Origin of the sequence: Bittarella massiliensis (ex Durand et al. 2017) (assembly GCF_001486165.1) — a bacterium.
Classification (GTDB): Bacteria; Bacillota; Clostridia; order Oscillospirales; family Ruminococcaceae; genus Bittarella; species Bittarella massiliensis.
This window is the reverse complement of sequence record NZ_LN908975.1, coordinates 78,219-93,954: the sequence shown is the minus strand read 5'-3', so window position 1 is coordinate 93,954 and position 15,736 is coordinate 78,219. Positions and strand designations below refer to the sequence as shown.

Sequence of the window (15,736 nt, the reverse complement as noted above, 5' to 3'; positions counted from 1 at the left end):
AGAGCGAGAGCGCCGGCTAAAAAGCCGGCGCTCTTTTGGTCACGGGTTGCCGTTGCACGCCTCCACAAAGGCGCGCTCCCGGGCGGTCATCTCCACCCAGGCAGGGCGAAACCCGCTCTTGATGGCATTTCGCACCGAGCGGATGTTGGACCACGCCGCGCAGTAAAAGGGCACCTTGCCCCGCCGCAGGGTTTCCGCCGCCAGCCGGCTGGTGAGGGCGGCGGCGATCCCCCGGCGGCGGTAGCCGGGCAGTACGTCGATGCCGATCTGCCACATCTCCTCGCAGTCGGCCGAGCAGCCGGCCAGCCCCACCAGTTCCGCCCCGTCGTAGGCCCCCACCGCCAACACATCCAGTTCCCGCCGCTTTTCACAGAGGGCGTTGCTCCACTGGGGCAGGTAGAGGGGGGCCAACTCCTCCGGCCCCAACAGCCGGGTGGGCAGGGGGGAGGGGAGGGGCCGCAGCGCCCGCAGATCGGGGAGAAAGTACTCGGCCATAAAGCAGATTTGCTGCCCGTGGGGCGCCAGAGCGTCGTTTAAGACGTGCAGGTTGGGGGTCTCAAAGCAGTGGACGGGGTCAAACCGGTTCAGGTAGTCGGCCACCACCCCCTCCAACCCGCCGCTGACCGAGGCCACCACCCCGCCCCCGTAGGAGACCAGGTTGCAGGAGAAGGGGAGGGTGAGGTACCGCCGCGCCCTCTCGTGGGGGCGGGAGGGGACGATCCGGTTCTCCCCCGCCAAAAAGTCCTCCGGCCGGCAGCCGCAGTCGATGGCCGACTGGCGCAGGGCCGTCTGGTAAATCTGTTCGTTGGTCACCCTGCTCACCCCCTCAAAGCAGCTTCTCACAGAGGTAAAACCACTTGAGCCCCGGGATGCCCAGCCCCAGGTCCACCCGGGTGCGGCGCTCAAACCCCTTCTTTTCGTAGAGGGCGATGGCCGGCGCATTTTCCTCAAAGACGTCCAGCCGCAGCGCCCGCATCCCCGCCCGGCGGCCCTCCGCGGCGGCGAAGTCCAGCAGGGCAGAGGCGATCCCCTGCCCCCGGCAGGCCGGGTCCACCACCAGGGTGTGGACACAGAAAACCTCGCTGTAAGGGCAGTCGACGGCCCATTCGCCCTTTTCGTAGGCCCCCTCGTAGAGGTGGTTGAGAATGATGGTCCCCCCGATCGCCCCCTCTTTTTGGGCGACGTAGAGGGTCCCGGCGGCGACCCCCTCGCGGGCGGTCTCCTCGCCGGGGTACCCGCCCCGCTGCCAGCCGGTGTAGTTGACCCCCTCCACCAGCGCGTCGATGGTCCTGGCGTAGAGGGCGGCGATCTCCTCCACCTGTTCTTCCCGCCCCTTGACGATCTTCCAATCCATCCCTCGCTCCTCCTCTCTTCTCTGTTTTCCACTATACCACAGCCGGGCGGGGGGAGAAACCCCCTTTCCCTGCGGCGCAAAGAGGGGGGCGGCCGGTTGGTTGGCACCGGCCGCCCCCCTCTGGGAATGTCCTCTTTTTTGTCTACTGGACTGGCAGGGCCTCTACCTTGTCGTGGCCGCTGAAGTTGCTCTTGACATAGGCGGCGACTTCCTGGTCGCTCTCCACCCGGTAGGAGATGTTGGTCGCGCTCACACTGGCGTCGGTGGCCGAGAACTGGTCGTTGATGGGGCCGACCTTCACCATGTAGTAGTAGACCTTCTCGACGTCCTCAAACTCCTCCTCGGGGTAGTAGGAGGTCTGCTGCTGACCCTTGACGGTGACGGCGTAAACCAGCACGATCTCGTCGTCGGAGTAGCTGCCCGGCTCGTCGTGGATGAAGTAGGAGCCCACCAACTTCTGCCCGGCGATGGTTTTGTCCTTTTTGTAGGAGAAGCCGTAGGCGCTGCTGAGGATCGAGCTCTTCTTGGAGGAGAGGAGCGCCTCCGCCTGGGTCTTGGCGGCGCTCACCGTCTCGGCGGGGATGCTGGCGGCGCTGTCGTACCGCTCGGTCAGGCCGGTGATCTCGATTTCGCGCACGTCTTCCTTGATCTTGATGTGCATCCGCTTGGCGGTCTCCTTGGAGTAGACCGCCCGCACGACCACCTTGTCGCCGTTTTTCAGGCCGTCGCTGGGCTCAAACTGGTAGCTGACGGAGGAGACGAAGTTGGCCACGTCGCTGTCGTTGTAGTCGTAGTCCACATTGGCGCGGTCGAGCAGGATATAGGCGTCTCCCGACTCGCCCTCCAGGGTGTACTCCACATTGGAGACCAGGTCCAGCCGGGTCTGGGTGAGGATCGAAATGGCGATGCCCCCGCCGATGAGGAGGACCAGCGCCGCCGCGACCCCGATAAAGGTGAGCTTGCCGGCCTTGCTCTTGGCAAATTCTTTGAATTTCTTCAGTCCCTCGCCCTTGGGCGCCTGGGGAGCCGGGGCATACCCGCCCTGGGGAACGGTGTACCCGCCCTGCGGGGGGGCAGGCGCGCCCGCCACGGCACCGGCAGCGGCGGTAGCCGGCACCTCGCCGACGGCGCTGGAGACCTGGGCGGCAGCCGGGTGCTTCTTCGCCCAGACCATCAAAAACACCTGGTAACCGGCAAGGGCGATCTGCAGGAACATGCCGAACTGCAGCAGCCCCAGTCGCAGCGAAAGGGTGGTGATCAGGCTGGCGCCGCTGCCCAAAGCCCCGTAGACATTGCCGGAGAAGAGGCTGAAGCAGAACCCGATGACCCGGAAGTTGAGGCAGAGAAAGAGCAGGTTCAGGCAGGCCACGGCAAAGGCGGCAATGGTGAAGGGACGGCGGTCCTTCCAGGCAAACAGGCGGATGCAGTTGCCCGCGCCGGACACGAGGGTGGCCAGCAGGGAGATAAAGAAGGCCACCATCAGCACCATCAGCAGGATCACCATGAGGCCCAAGCCCTTTTCATTTGCGCCAAAGCTGGTGAAGTAGCTCTTGATGCTGCCGTAGACGATGCCCAGGGCGATCCAGCAGAGCAGTGCTCCGCCGCCCATGCCGATGGCCAGCCAACCGGTGGCCTTCGGCGTCAGATACTTTTTCAATTTTTCCATCTGCAAAATGTCCTCCTTGCATGGGAGCGGCCGTCGGGGCGGGCCCGTCGGCCGAACAAATTGATTTTCTCGCCGCTCCCCGCCCTGCAAAAGGGAAATTTTGCTGCACGGGCAGGGGGGCTAGTTGTCCCCATTTTAACATATATTCACGATTTGTGCACAATTTGTTCTTATTTTTTTCGTTTTTTGCCCTCTGATAGGACAGAAAATTGCAAAAACCGGCAGATTTTTCAGCCGTGTGGGGTCCCTTTGGCGGGGGAAGGGAGGACAGAAAAAAGGGAGACCCCCCCAAAGAAATGTGGTAAAATGAGGGCATCATGCCGCCGCATTCGATTTTAGGAGGGCCTTTTATGCAGTACACCGCCACCTATCACTCCCCCCTCGGGGGGATCACCTTGTCAAGCGACGGGGAGCACCTCTGCGGCCTCTGGTTCGACGGGGGAAAATACTTCGCCGCGACCCTGGATGCCGAGCACCATCAGCGGGATCTGCCGGTCTTTGAGGAGACCCGGCGGTGGCTCGACCGGTACTTTCAGGGGGCTGTTCCGGACTTCACCCCGCCGCTGGCCCCCAGCGGCTCCCCCTTCCGCCTGGCGGTGTGGGACGTGCTGCTGCAGATCCCCCGCGGCCAGACCGTCACCTATGGGGAGATTGCCGCCGCCCTCACTCGCGCCCAGGGGCGGGAACGGATGTCCGCCCAGGCGGTGGGGGGCGCGGTGGGGCACAACCCCATCTCCCTCATCATCCCCTGTCACCGGGTGGTGGGCCGGGACGGCAGCCTGACGGGGTACGCCGGCGGCATCGCCAAAAAGGCGGCCCTGCTGGCCCTGGAGGGGGTGGAGATGGGCGGACTCTTCCTCCCCCAAAGGGGGACGGCGCTGTGACGGCATCCCCCTTTGGAGGGGCACAGCAAAAGGGCGGGGCATATCTTCTGATATGCCCCGCCCTTTTGCGCGCTGGCCTGCCTGCCGGTCAGCCCTCCTCCCCCTCCATGGCGGAGAGGACGAGCTGGTAGATGTCCGGCCGGCGCTTTTTCAAATTGAGGGGGCGCAGGTCGGGCCCGGTCCAGCCGTGGGTGGTGCTGCCGGTGTTGATGGGCCGCTCCTCCCCCTCCTTAAAAATCTGGTAGGCAAAGACCACCCGGGCCGGGGTCAGGCGGTCGACCCACACTTCGACACAGAGGCGGTCTTCGTAGGTGCAACTGCCCTTGAAGTGGCACTCCAGGGCGCTCAAGGGGGTGAGGACCCCCTCCTCCTCCATCTGGGAGTAGGGGAGACCCAGGGCGGCCACAAACTCACTGCGGGCCTGCTCATACCAGATGGGGTAGACCGAGTGGTGGGCGATGCCCATCCGGTCGGTCTCGGCGTAGCGAACGGCGATTCGGGTGCGGTAGCGCACGGCTGGTCCCTCCTCTACTGTTGGCCGGCAGGGTCGCCGGCCAGTTTTCCGCCCGTCTCCCCCTCGGGGGGAAGGCGGGTGATGCGCACCAGGGCGATGCGCCGCTCCTCGACCCGGGCCACCTGGAAGTGGTAGCCTCCGCAGTCGACAAAGGGGGTCTCCCCATCGTCGGGGATGAAGCCCAGCCGGTCGGTGAGAAAGCCCGCCACCGTGTCGTAGAGCGAGTCGTCGTAGTCGATTTCGATGCCCAGTTCCTCACAGAGGTCGTCGAGGTCGGTGGAGCCGTCCACCAGGTAGGCGTCCTCCCCCTCCCGGCGGATCTCCTCCTCCTCGCGGTCGTACTCGTCCTGAATGTTGCCGACGATCGACTCCAGGATGTCCTCCATCGAGACCAGTCCGGCGGTGCCGCCGTACTCGTCCACCACAATGGCCAGCTGGGCGTGTTTTTGGGTGAGGGACTGAAAGAGGTCGCGGCACTTGACCGAGCCGGGCACATAGGGCACCGGACGGACGTAGTCGGCGGCCCGCTGCCCGGCGGCGTCGTTCTTCTCGACGAGGGGGAGCAGGTCCTTGACCATCACCACCCCGACGATGTTGTCCAGGTCGCCGTCGTAGACGGGGATGCGGGAAAAGCCGGAGCGGATGGCCGCCTCCACCAGGTCGTGAACGGTGGCCGCCCGCTCCACCGCCTCGATTTCGGTGCGGTGGGTCATGATGTCCTCGGCGGTGGTGTCGTCAAACTCGAAGATATTGGCGATCATGTCCTTCTGACTCTGCTCGATGACCCCGGTCTCGCCCCCCTCGTCCACCATCATCAAGATCTCCTCTTCGGTGACCGTCTCGACCCCTTTTGGGGCCCGGGCGCCAAAGAGGGCGGCCAGGGCCCGGCCCAGACCGGCGGCCAGCAGCCCCAGGGGGAGGGCCAGCAGGGAGAGCAGCCGGTAGACCGGCAGCAGCCCCCTGGCGCAGGCGCGGCTGTACCGCTGCCCCAGGGCGGCGGGGAAGAAGCGGCAGAGGGCGGCGAAGAGGATGCTCCAGACAAGGGCGAAGCCCAGCAGCCAGACCGGGGCAAACCAGGCCCCGCCGCCGGCCAACTCCCCCAGCGCCCAGGGCGCCCAGCAGCCCCCCAAAGCCCAGGGCCAGGGTGCCGGTGAGCACTGCCGCCTCCACCCGGCGGGGGGCGCACATCAGCCGGGCCAGGGCAGCGTCGGCGCCGGCGAGGTCGGTCTGTTTGCGCAGCCGGTCGTCCCAGTCGGCGAGGGCGCCGTGGTAAAAGGCGGTGAGCAGGGCCGCCCCCAGCGCGCAGCCGAGGGCGAGGATCAGCCAACAAGTCCCGTCAGGGTCCATTCTGTTTTTTCCTCCTCTATGAGCGCCCTCGGCGGCAGCCCGCCGGGGCGGTGATCGTCTTCCCCTCGCCCCTGTGCAGAGAGGCGCTGTCCTCCCGCCCTTTTGCCGGGCGGGGGAGGGGCCCTTTTCCCAGGGAAAGGGGGGTGCGGCGCGCTCGGCGCCGCTTCGCCCGCCCCCGTTTGCGCGGCGGGAGGGGCCCCCTTTCAATTTGTGTGGATTTTTCGCCACGGCAAAAAACGGGAGCGCGCGGGGGCGTTTTTGGCAAGATATATATCTTTTATCATACCGGCATCGGCCGCCCTTGTCAAACGGGGGCGAACGCCGAGAAAAAAGCCTGTCCCACCGCCCCACAGGTGGAATTTTCTTTTTCCGCCGGGGGGAAGATTTGTCCCGCTTTTCCTTTACAATAGGGGATAAACGTGTTAGAATTTTGAAGTAAAGAGGGGAGAAAATTCCCCTTCTTTTGCCCGCCAAAACCATAGCTTCCGCAGAAGAAGGCCTTCTCCGGCCTTTTCGTCGCGCTCTTTTGCGCCTTTGCGAGGGGCCAGGGCCGGGCGCAGCGCACCTGCGCACTTGTCCGGGCCGGGCGGCCCAGCGGGCGTGCCCCAGCAAGCAAAGAGGTTCTCTTTAATCAAAAGGAGGAAACACAATGGCAAGAAAAATGAAGACCATGGACGGCAACAATGCCGCCGCGTATGTGTCCTATGCGTTCACAGAAGTGGCTGGCATTTACCCCATCACCCCGTCCAGCCCCATGGCCGACTACGTTGACCAGTGGTCTGCCCAGGGCCAGAAGAACATCTTCGGCGACACCGTCAAGGTCGTCGAGATGCAGTCGGAGGCCGGCGCTTCCGGCACCGTGCACGGCTCGCTGAACGCGGGTGCGCTGACCACCACCTACACCGCCTCGCAGGGCCTGCTGCTGATGATCCCCAACATGTACAAGATCGCCGGCGAGCTGCTGCCCGCCGTCTTCCACGTGTCTGCCCGCACCGTGGCGTCCCACGCGCTGAACATCTTCGGCGACCACTCTGACGTCTACGCCTGCCGCCAGACCGGTTTTGCCATGCTGGCTGAGACCAACCCCCAGGAAGTCATGGATCTGGGCGCCGTCGCCCATCTGGCCGCCATCAAGGGCCGGGTCCCCTTCATCAACTTCTTTGACGGGTTCCGCACCTCCCACGAGATCCAGAAGATCGCCATCTGGGACTACGAGGACCTGAAGGACATGGTGGACATGGACGCCGTGGCCGCCTTCCGCCAGCGGGCGCTCAACCCCGAGCACCCCACCATGCGCGGTTCCCACGAGAACGGCGACATCTTCTTCCAGCACCGTGAGGCCTGCAACAGCTACTACGACGCCATCCCCGAGGTGGTCGAGGAGTACATGGGCAAGGTCAACGAGAAGCTGGGCACCAACTACCACCTGTTCGACTACTACGGCGACCCCGCTGCCGAGCGCGTCATCATCGCCATGGGCTCCATCTGCGACGTGGCGGAAGAGGTCATCGACTACCTCTGCGCCAAGGGCGAGAAGGTCGGCCTGGTGAAGGTCCGCCTCTACCGGCCCTTCTCCGCCAAGCACCTGTTGGCCGCCATCCCCGAGACCGCGACCAAGATCGCCGTTCTCGACCGCACCAAAGAGCCCGGCGCCTACGCCGAGCCCCTGCACCTGGACGTCATGAGCGCCATGGCCGAGGCCGGCCGCAAGGCCACCATCGTCGGCGGCCGCTACGGTCTGGGCTCCAAGGACACCACCCCGGCCAGCGTCTTCGCCGTCTATGAGGAGCTGTCCAAAGACGCCCCCAAGGCCCGCTTCACCATCGGCATCAACGACGACGTGACCCACCTGTCCCTGCCCGAGCACGAGGCCCCCAACACCGCGGCCGAGGGCACCATCGAGTGCAAGTTCTGGGGTCTGGGCGGCGACGGCACCGTCGGCGCCAACAAGAACTCCATCAAAATCATCGGCGACCACACCGACAAATACGTGCAGGCGTACTTCCAGTACGACTCCAAGAAGACCGGCGGTGTGACCATCTCCCACCTTCGCTTCGGCGACAAGCCCATCAAGAGCCCCTATTACATCAACAAGGCCGACTTTGTGGCCTGCCACAACCCCTCCTACGTCATCAAGGGCTACAAGATGGTGCGGGACGTGAAGCCCGGCGGCGTCTTCCTGATCAACTGCCAGTGGGACTTCGACGAGCTCAACCAGCACATGCCCGCCGAGGCCAAGCGCTACATCGCCAAGAACAACATCCAGCTCTACACCATCAACGCCATCGACAAGGCCATTGAGATCGGGCTGGGCAAGCGCACCAACACCATCCTGCAGTCGGCCTTCTTCGCCCTGGCCGGCGTTCTGCCCAAAGAGGACGCCATCACCTACATGAAGGACGCCGCCACCCGCAGCTTCTCCAAGAAGGGCGAGGCCATCGTCAAGATGAACCACGACGCCATCGACGCCGGGTTTGACTACTACGTGAAGATCGACGTTCCCGCCGACTGGGCCGACGCCGCCGACGCGGTGGACGAGACCGTTCTCGCCGGCACCAACGGCAAGCTGGTCAACATGGTGAAAAACATCCTCCAGCCGGTCGGCAAGATGGACGGCGACAGCCTGCCGGTCTCCGCCTTTGTGGAGCACGCCGACGGCACCTTCGAGCAGGGCGCTTCCGCCTACGAGAAACGCGGCGTGGCCGTGACCGTTCCCCAGTGGGATGCCGACAAGTGCATTCAGTGCAACCGCTGCGCCTATGTCTGCCCCCACGCCACCATCCGCCCCTTCGCCCTGAACGAGGATGAGGTGAAAGCCGCTCCCGCCGGGCTCAAGAGCGCCAAGATGGTCGGCAAGGGAATGGAGAACTACCAGTTCACCATGTCCGTCTCCCCCATGGACTGCATGGGCTGTGGCGTCTGTGTCGGCGTCTGCCCGGCCAAGGAGAAGGCCCTGACCATGGTCGCTCAGGAGAGCCAGATCGACCAGCAGCCGGTGTTTGACTACCTGGTGGAGAAAGTCGGCAAGAAAGAGGGCATGCCCGCTGCCGAGACCGTCAAGGGCAGCCAGTTCGAGAAACCGCTGCTGGAGTTCTCCGGCTCCTGCGCCGGCTGTGCCGAGACCTCTTACGCCCGCCTGATCACCCAGCTGTTTGGCGACCGGATGTACATCTCCAACGCCACCGGCTGTTCCTCCATCTGGGGCGGCCCCGCTGCCACCTCCCCCTACACCGTGAACAAAGAGGGGCACGGTCCCGCCTGGGCCAACTCCCTGTTTGAGGACAACGCCGAGCACGGCTTTGGCCTCTACCTGGGCCAGAAGGCCATCCGCGAGAGCCTGATCGCCAAGGTCGCCGAGATGGCTGCCAACAGCGAGGACGAGGGCTTCAAGGCTGCTGCCAAGGCTTACCTGGACAGCAAGGACAACGGCAAGGCCAACAAGGCCGCCACCGCCGCCCTGATCGCCGAGCTGGAGAAACACCCCACCTGCCCCGACTGCCAGGACATCCTGAAGAAGAAAGAGTACCTGGCCAAGAAGTCGGTTTGGGCCTTTGGCGGCGACGGCTGGGCCTACGACATCGGCTTCGGCGGCGTTGACCACGTGCTGGCTTCCGGCGAGGACATCAACATCATGGTGTTCGACACCGAGGTCTACTCCAACACCGGCGGCCAGGCCTCCAAGGCCTCTCAGATCGGCCAGGTGGCCCAGTTTGCCGCTGCCGGCAAGGCCATCGCCAAGAAGAGCCTGGCGGAGATCGCCATGTCCTACGGCTACATCTACGTGGCGCAGATCGCCATGGGCGCCGACATGAACCAGACCATCAAAGCCCTGGCCGAGGCCGAGGCTTACCCCGGCCCCTCGCTGGTCATCGGCTACGCCCCCTGCGAGATGCACTCCATCAAGGGCGGCATGGTCAACTGCCAGGCCGAGATGAAGAAGGCCGTGGACTGCGGCTACTGGAACATGTTCCGCTTCAACCCCGCTCTCAAAGAGCAGGGCAAGAACCCCTTCATCCTGGACAGCAAGGCCCCGACCACCGATTACAAGGAGTTCATCATGAACGAGGCCCGTTACTCCTCCCTGACCCGCTCCTTCCCCGAGCGCGCCGAGAAGCTGTTTGACGAGGCCGCGGAGAACGCCATCAAGCGGTACAACCACCTGCTGAACCTGCAGAAGATGTACGAGGCCGAGTAGGCTTACCAAGGCTACATAGACTGCTCAAAAAGAGAGCTGCCGAGAGGCAGCTCTCTTTTTTTGTGCCTGCGGGCGGGGCCGAGGGGAGTCACTGCTCCCGGGCGACAGCGGCGAGAAGGGCCCCCAGCTCCCGGCGCTCCTCTGCCGACAGCTTTTCCCGATCCACCAACACCACCTGGTTGTCCAGCCGCTTGAGATAGAGATAGTGTTCGATTTCCCCCCAACATTGGAATGCTTTCCAATTGTTTTTTCCCATACCCAGTTCAGATATGATTTGGACGCCGTCGCCGTCGAAGAAATACTCCCGCACACCCGAATACAGAGATTTGTCCATCCCCTTCATCGCCCTTTGGAGAACCGCCTTTTGAAACCACTTCGCACCGCCAAGGAGTACAGCAAAAAAGAAGGCAGCAAACAGCGACATTGAGATCCCCCCCGGATAGAAGCCCCTCCTAAAAAAGCAAATGGCGGCGGCAAGACAGAAAAGTGCCATCCCCGCGCTGACGATAGAGGCAGCCCTCCGCCTTTTCACATTGGCGCGGCTCGACAGCACGATTTTCTGTAAAATCTCCTTTTCCTCTTCGCCAAAATAGAACTTATAATGCACCATTCTCCATCGCCCTCTCTGTTCTGTATTTTTAGAGACAGGATACCACATCTATATTAACATCCACCAATGCCCTGGTGACGAACCTGTGATTTTTTGCGGGGGATGCCCTTCTCTTTTGCCCTCCTCTTTCTCAGATGGCACAGTGTCAGGGGAGGCGATGTGCTCCTTTCGAGGCATCGGCACCAGCTCTCTTTCCCTGTGGACATTCGTCTCCTTTGGGCGGGGGCCCGCCGTTTGCGAGGTGGGTATCCAAAGAAAGAGCGCGCAGAAGGGGCGTCGGCAGGCCGGCGAAGAGGGCGGCGGGCCGGGGAAGAGGACAGCGGGCCGGGGAAGAAGACAGCAGGCCGGGGAAGAAGACAGCGAGCCGGGGAAGAAGACAGCGGGTCGGAGAAAAGGACAGCGGGCCAGGGAAGAGGACAGCAGGCCGGGGAAGAAGACAGCAGGCCGGGAAAGAAGATAGCGGGCCGGAAGGGAAAGGATGGACCGGGGATAGGGGGAAAGCGAGACTCAAAAGAAAAGGGCTGGCCCAGGAAGTGAGGAGAGGACCTGGGAAGGCGAGGCGTATCAGTTTTTTCCTTCCCGCCGGTCTGAACGAGTGGCAAAGCGGCCATCCTCCCTATTAGAAGAGAGCCGCACCCCAAAGGGGGCGGCCCGCAAAAGGAGGAACCAATATGGCGAGAAAAACCATGACCATGGACGGGAACACCGCCGCGGCCTATGCGGCCTACCCCTTTACCGAGGTGGCGGCCATCTACCCCATCACCCCCTCGTCACCCATGGCGGAGGTGACCGACCGCTGGGCCGCCGAGGGGCGGGAAAACTTTTTTGACCAGCCGGTGCGGGTGGTGGAAATGCAGGCAGAGGGGGGCGCCGCCGGGGCGGTGCACGGCTCCCTGGCGGCGGGGGCGCTGACGGCCACCTACACCGCCTCCCAGGGGCTGCTGCTGATGCTGCCCAACCTCTACAAGATGGCGGGGGAACTGCTGCCGGGGGTGATCCACGTGTCTGCTCGGGCGGTGGCCAGCCATGCCCTCTCCATCTTCGGCGACCACTCGGACATCTACGCCTGCCGCCAGACCGGGGCGGCTATGCTCTGCGCCCAGAACCCCCAGGAGGTGATGGACCTGGCGGCGGTGGCCCACCTCTCGGCCATTGCCGGGCGGGTGCCGGTGATCCACTTCTTTGACGGGTTTCGCACCTCTCACGAAATCCAAAAGGTGGCCGTCTGGGAGCGGGAGACCCTGCGGGAGATGGTGGACTGGGAGGCGGTGGACGCCTTTCGCCGCCGGGCCCTCAACCCCGAGCGGCCGGTGCTGCGGGGGAGCGCCCAGAACCCCGACGTCTTCTTCCAAAACAGGGAGGCGTCCAACCCCTTTTACGACGCCTTCCCCCAGGTGGTGGAGGCGCAGATGGAAAAGGTCAACCGAGCCGCGGGCACCGATTACCACCTCTTTGACTACTACGGCGCCCCCGACGCCGAGCAGGTCATTGTTGCCATGGGGTCGGTCTGCGACACCGCCGAGGAGACGGTGGACTATCTGAACGCCCAGGGGGAAAAGACCGGGGTGGTGAAGGTGCGGCTCTACCGCCCCTTCTGCCCCGACCGGCTGGTGGCGGCCATCCCGGAGACGGTGAAGGCCATTTCGGTGCTGGACCGCACCAAGGAGCCCGGCTCGGTGGGAGAGCCCCTCTGGCTGGACGTGGCCGCCGCCCTACGGGAAAGCCCCTTTGCCCACATCCCCCTTTACTCCGGGCGCTACGGCCTGGGCTCCAAGGACACCACCCCCGGGCAGATCGCCGCCGTGTTCGCCAACGGCAAGCGGGGGGAAAAGCCCCGCTTCACCATCGGCATTGAGGACGACGTGACCCACCTCTCCCTCCGGGAGATCGAACTGCCCGACACCACCCCCCAGGGAACAGTCAACTGCAAGTTCTGGGGGCTGGGCTCCGACGGGACGGTGGGGGCCAACAAAAACGCCATCAAAATCATCGGTGACCACACCGACCTGCGGGTACAGGCCTATTTCAGCTACGACTCCAAGAAGTCGGGCGGGCTGACCATCTCCAACCTGCGCTTCGGCAAGGCGCCCATCAAGTCCACCTATCTGGTGCGCAAGGCGGATTTTGTGGCCTGCCACAACCCCGCCTACCTGGGCCGCTACCCCATGGTGGAGGACCTGGCCGACGGGGGGACCTTCCTCCTCAACTGCAGCTGGGGCCCCGAGGAGTTGGAGCGCCACCTGCCCGCCGCCGACCGGCGGTATATGGCCGCGCACAACATCGCCCTCTACACCATCGACGGGGTGAAGATTGCCCGGGAAATCGGCCTGGGGGGGCGGATCAACACCATCCTGCAGGCGGCCTTTTTCAAGCTGACCGAAATCATCCCTGCCGAGGAGGCCATCGGCTACATGAAGGCCGCCGCCGAGGCCTCTTACGGCCGCAAGGGGGAACAGGTGGTGGCCATGAACCAGGCGGCCATCGACCAGGGCTTTGCTGCGGTGCGCCGCGTCGAGGTGCCCGCCCACTGGGCCCAGGCCACAGGGGAGGAGCGGGACCAAAACAGCCACCACGCCGGGCCAGAGATGGAGCGCTATCTGCGCCACATCCAAGACCCCATTGCCGCCCAGCGGGGGGATTCCCTGCCGGTGTCGACCTTTCTCGGGCGGGAGGACGGCACCCTGCCCCAGGGGTCGGCCGCCTTTGAAAAGCGGGGGATCGCAGTGGACGTCTCCACCTGGGTGCCGGAAAACTGCATCCAGTGCAACTTCTGCTCCTACGTCTGTCCCCACGCCGTCATCCGCCCGGCGGTGATGAGCGCCCAGGAGCTGGAAGCGGCCCCCGAGGGGATGGAGGCGGTGCCCATGACGGGGATGCCGGGCCTCTCCTTTGCGGTGACCATCTCCCAGCTGGACTGCACCGGCTGCGGCTCCTGCGCCAACGTCTGCCCCGGCAAAAAGGGGGAGAAGGCGCTGGTGATGCGCCCCCTGGACAGCCAGCGGGAAAAGCAGCCCCATTTTGACTACGGGCAGGAGCTGTCCCCCAAGCCGGAGGTGCTGGAAAAGTTTAAGCCCACCACCGTCAAGGGCAGCCAGTTCCGGCGCCCCCTGCTGGAGTTTTCGGGGGCCTGCGGCGGCTGCGGGGAGACCCCCTATGCCAAGTTGGTGACCCAGCTCTTCGGGGAGCGGATGGTGATCGCCAACGCCACCGGCTGCTCCTCCATCTGGGGCGGCAGCTATCCCGCCACCCCCTACACCGTGACCGAGGAGGGGCGGGGCCCGGCCTGGGCCAACTCCCTCTTTGAGGACAATGCCGAGTTCGGTTACGGCATCTACCTGGCCCTGGACACGGTGCGCCGCCGCCAGATCGGCCGGGTCGCGCAGTTGCGGCAGCAGGCCGTCGGACCGCTGGCAGAGGCCTGCGAGCACTACCTGTCCACCCTGGAACAGGGGGCGGAAAACGCGGCCGCCGCCCACGCCCTGCAAAAGGCCCTGCTGGGGGAGGAGGGCGAACTGGCCAAGACCATTTTGGCCGAGGGGGATTTTCTGGGCAAAAAGTCCTGCTGGGCCTTTGGCGGCGACGGCTGGGCCTATGACATCGGCTTCGGGGGACTGGACCACCTGCTGGCCTCCGGCGCGGATGTAAACGTGCTGGTCTTTGACACCGAGGTCTATTCCAACACCGGCGGCCAGGCCTCCAAGGCGACCCCCACCGGGGCGGTGGCCCAGTTTGCCGCCGCCGGGAAAGAGGCCCAGAAGAAGGATCTGGCGGCCATGGCCATGAGCTACGGCAGCGTCTATGTGGCCCAGGTGGGGATGGGGGCCGACTACAACCAGTGCGTCAAGGCCCTGGTGGAGGCGGAGAGCTACCCCGGCCCCTCGCTGGTCATCTGCTACGCCCCCTGTATCAGCCACGGCATCAGGGGCGGGCTGGTGAACGCCCAAAGCGAAATCAAGCGGGCGGTGGAGACCGGGTACTGGCAGCTGTTTCGCTTTGACCCCCGCCGACGGGCGGCAGGGGAAAACCCCTTCGTGCTCGACAGCAAGGAGCCGACCCTCACCTACCGCGACTTTTTGGAGGGGGAGATCCGCTACACCGCCCTGCAAAAAGCCTTTCCCGAGCGGGCAGAGGCCCTGTTTGAGCGGGCCGGGGCGACGGCCGGGGAAAAATACCGGCGCCTGCTGGGGCTGCGAGAGCTCTATGCGCCCAAAAACTAAACCACTTTCCGACAAAGGGGGCTGCGCCGACCGGTGCGGCCCCCTTTTCTTTTGAGGGAGAAAAGGGGGCTAAATAGCAATAAAAAAAATTTATTGTTCCCATTTCTTTCTTGATAATATCTCGACATTTTTTGTTCTGTATGTTGAGAATGCGTCTCTTTTTTCCCCCTTATCAAGTACAATAAAAGGGGAGTCTTTGAGTTTTTCAGCCGGGTGTTCTTTTCCATCAAAAGCGCGGCAGAGCTCATTTTGATAGTATTCGACAAAACTTGCTAGACAGATTACACCATTTCTTAAAACGGTCGAAAGGGGAAAAGTGCACTTCCTACAAGGTGAACGCATAGTTCGTGGTAAAGGCGGAAAAACAAATATAAACTTCCTTTATAGGGGAGGTCGTCGTTTTGTCTTTGAAATCTGCCTTTTCGACCCAAATCCTGCACGCCCGCAGCGAGCGACGCCTCACCCAGGCGCAGGTCGCAGAGGCCGTTTGCATCTCTGTGCGGTGGTACCAAAAAATTGAAAAGGGGATCGCCCTTCCCAGCTCCGAAATCCTGCTTCGACTGATCCTGTTCTTACAGCTTGATGTCGAGGTGTTCCGGGAGGAGGTGGGTTTGCGTGTTCCAGTACACGGTGGTCAAAGAGACCCTAGAACACTGTGAAATCGGTCCCTACACCGGCTACGGCATCCGGGCGCTAGAGGTCTCTTCCGGCGGGAGTGAGGAGGTGGCCTTTGTCTCGGACGTCTCCTGTGAGCAGGCGTTTGTCGAGCAGTTGGCCGCGCTCTGCACCCGGTTGCAGCTGTATCCCTGTCATCTGTATGACGTCGTACTCGACGCCATCTCCTGACCGGCCGGTCTCTCCCCTTTCCCTGGCAGGTTCTGCCGGGGGCTTTTTATTTCCCCCCGCGGGGAAAAAACGGGGGAAAATATCGGCCTGGGGCGGGCGAAAA

Annotated in this window: 11 protein-coding genes; 5 read left to right on the top strand and 6 right to left on the bottom strand. The window is 63.8% G+C overall.

Annotated elements, in window-relative coordinates:
* Window positions 1–39 precede the first annotated feature (39 nt).
* The 3 genes from BN3266_RS00825 to BN3266_RS00815 form a co-directional block, all read right to left on the bottom strand.
* Window positions 40–813 (bottom strand): GNAT family N-acetyltransferase, encoded by a 774-nt coding sequence (locus BN3266_RS00825; protein WP_059003807.1) that lies wholly within the window; start codon window positions 811–813, stop codon window positions 40–42.
* Window positions 814–826: 13 nt separating this feature from the next.
* Window positions 827–1,354 carry a GNAT family N-acetyltransferase gene (locus BN3266_RS00820; RefSeq protein WP_059003039.1) on the bottom strand — a complete coding sequence of 176 codons (528 nt, stop codon included), beginning with the start codon at window positions 1,352–1,354 and terminating at the stop codon, window positions 827–829.
* A 142-nt stretch (window positions 1,355–1,496) separates the two neighbouring features.
* The gene (locus BN3266_RS00815; protein WP_059003037.1) at window positions 1,497–3,020 is read right to left on the bottom strand and encodes a hypothetical protein; all 1,524 of its coding nucleotides are present in this window, start codon (window positions 3,018–3,020) and stop codon (window positions 1,497–1,499) included.
* Between the two features lie 350 nt (window positions 3,021–3,370).
* Between BN3266_RS00815 and BN3266_RS00810 the strand changes: the two genes are divergently transcribed.
* Complete coding sequence (locus BN3266_RS00810) at window positions 3,371–3,904, top strand: methylated-DNA--[protein]-cysteine S-methyltransferase (RefSeq protein ID WP_059003035.1); 534 nt, start codon at window positions 3,371–3,373, stop codon at window positions 3,902–3,904.
* An 88-nt stretch (window positions 3,905–3,992) separates the two neighbouring features.
* Here the strand turns inward: BN3266_RS00810 and BN3266_RS00805 are convergent, their stop codons facing one another.
* Together BN3266_RS00805 and BN3266_RS00800 are read right to left on the bottom strand one after the other, a co-directional pair.
* Window positions 3,993–4,418 carry an acyl-CoA thioesterase gene (locus BN3266_RS00805; protein ID WP_075109632.1) on the bottom strand — a complete coding sequence of 142 codons (426 nt, stop codon included), beginning with the start codon at window positions 4,416–4,418 and terminating at the stop codon, window positions 3,993–3,995.
* Between the two features lie 14 nt (window positions 4,419–4,432).
* On the bottom strand, window positions 4,433–5,512 hold the full coding sequence (locus BN3266_RS00800; protein WP_195891583.1) for a hemolysin family protein: 1,080 nt from the start codon (window positions 5,510–5,512) through the stop codon (window positions 4,433–4,435).
* Between the two features lie 902 nt (window positions 5,513–6,414).
* Here BN3266_RS00800 and nifJ (BN3266_RS00795) point away from each other — a divergent pair.
* Window positions 6,415–9,960, top strand: coding sequence for a pyruvate:ferredoxin (flavodoxin) oxidoreductase (gene nifJ, locus BN3266_RS00795; RefSeq protein ID WP_044991972.1), 3,546 nt, complete (start codon window positions 6,415–6,417; stop codon window positions 9,958–9,960).
* 88 nt (window positions 9,961–10,048) lie between these two features.
* Here the strand turns inward: nifJ (BN3266_RS00795) and BN3266_RS00790 are convergent, their stop codons facing one another.
* Window positions 10,049–10,570 (bottom strand): YcxB family protein, encoded by a 522-nt coding sequence (locus BN3266_RS00790; RefSeq protein ID WP_059003031.1) that lies wholly within the window; start codon window positions 10,568–10,570, stop codon window positions 10,049–10,051.
* A gap of 671 nt (window positions 10,571–11,241) precedes the next feature.
* Here BN3266_RS00790 and nifJ (BN3266_RS00785) point away from each other — a divergent pair.
* The 3 genes from nifJ (BN3266_RS00785) (at window position 11,242) to BN3266_RS00780 (ending at window position 15,633) form a co-directional block, all read left to right on the top strand.
* Window positions 11,242–14,787 carry a pyruvate:ferredoxin (flavodoxin) oxidoreductase gene (nifJ, locus tag BN3266_RS00785; protein ID WP_059003029.1) on the top strand — a complete coding sequence of 1,182 codons (3,546 nt, stop codon included), beginning with the start codon at window positions 11,242–11,244 and terminating at the stop codon, window positions 14,785–14,787.
* Between the two features lie 401 nt (window positions 14,788–15,188).
* A complete protein-coding gene (locus tag BN3266_RS14485; RefSeq protein ID WP_021660113.1) occupies window positions 15,189–15,446 on the top strand; it encodes a helix-turn-helix domain-containing protein in 258 nt (85 codons plus the stop codon).
* On the top strand, window positions 15,403–15,633 hold the full coding sequence (locus BN3266_RS00780; RefSeq protein WP_044992923.1) for a DUF6514 family protein: 231 nt from the start codon (window positions 15,403–15,405) through the stop codon (window positions 15,631–15,633). The genes BN3266_RS14485 and BN3266_RS00780 overlap by 44 nt, the downstream gene beginning before the upstream one ends.
* The last annotated feature ends 103 nt before the right edge of the window (window positions 15,634–15,736 follow it).

Coding starts and splice junctions, on each gene's coding strand:
- BN3266_RS00820 (WP_059003039.1), bottom strand. CDS start 1,354: ATGGATTGGAAGATCGTCAAGGGGCGGGAAGAACAGGTGGAGGAGATC.
- BN3266_RS00815 (WP_059003037.1), bottom strand. CDS start 3,020: ATGGAAAAATTGAAAAAGTATCTGACGCCGAAGGCCACCGGTTGGCTG.
- BN3266_RS00810 (WP_059003035.1), top strand. CDS start 3,371: ATGCAGTACACCGCCACCTATCACTCCCCCCTCGGGGGGATCACCTTG.
- nifJ (WP_044991972.1), top strand. CDS start 6,415: ATGGCAAGAAAAATGAAGACCATGGACGGCAACAATGCCGCCGCGTAT.
- BN3266_RS00790 (WP_059003031.1), bottom strand. CDS start 10,570: ATGGTGCATTATAAGTTCTATTTTGGCGAAGAGGAAAAGGAGATTTTA.
- nifJ (WP_059003029.1), top strand. CDS start 11,242: ATGGCGAGAAAAACCATGACCATGGACGGGAACACCGCCGCGGCCTAT.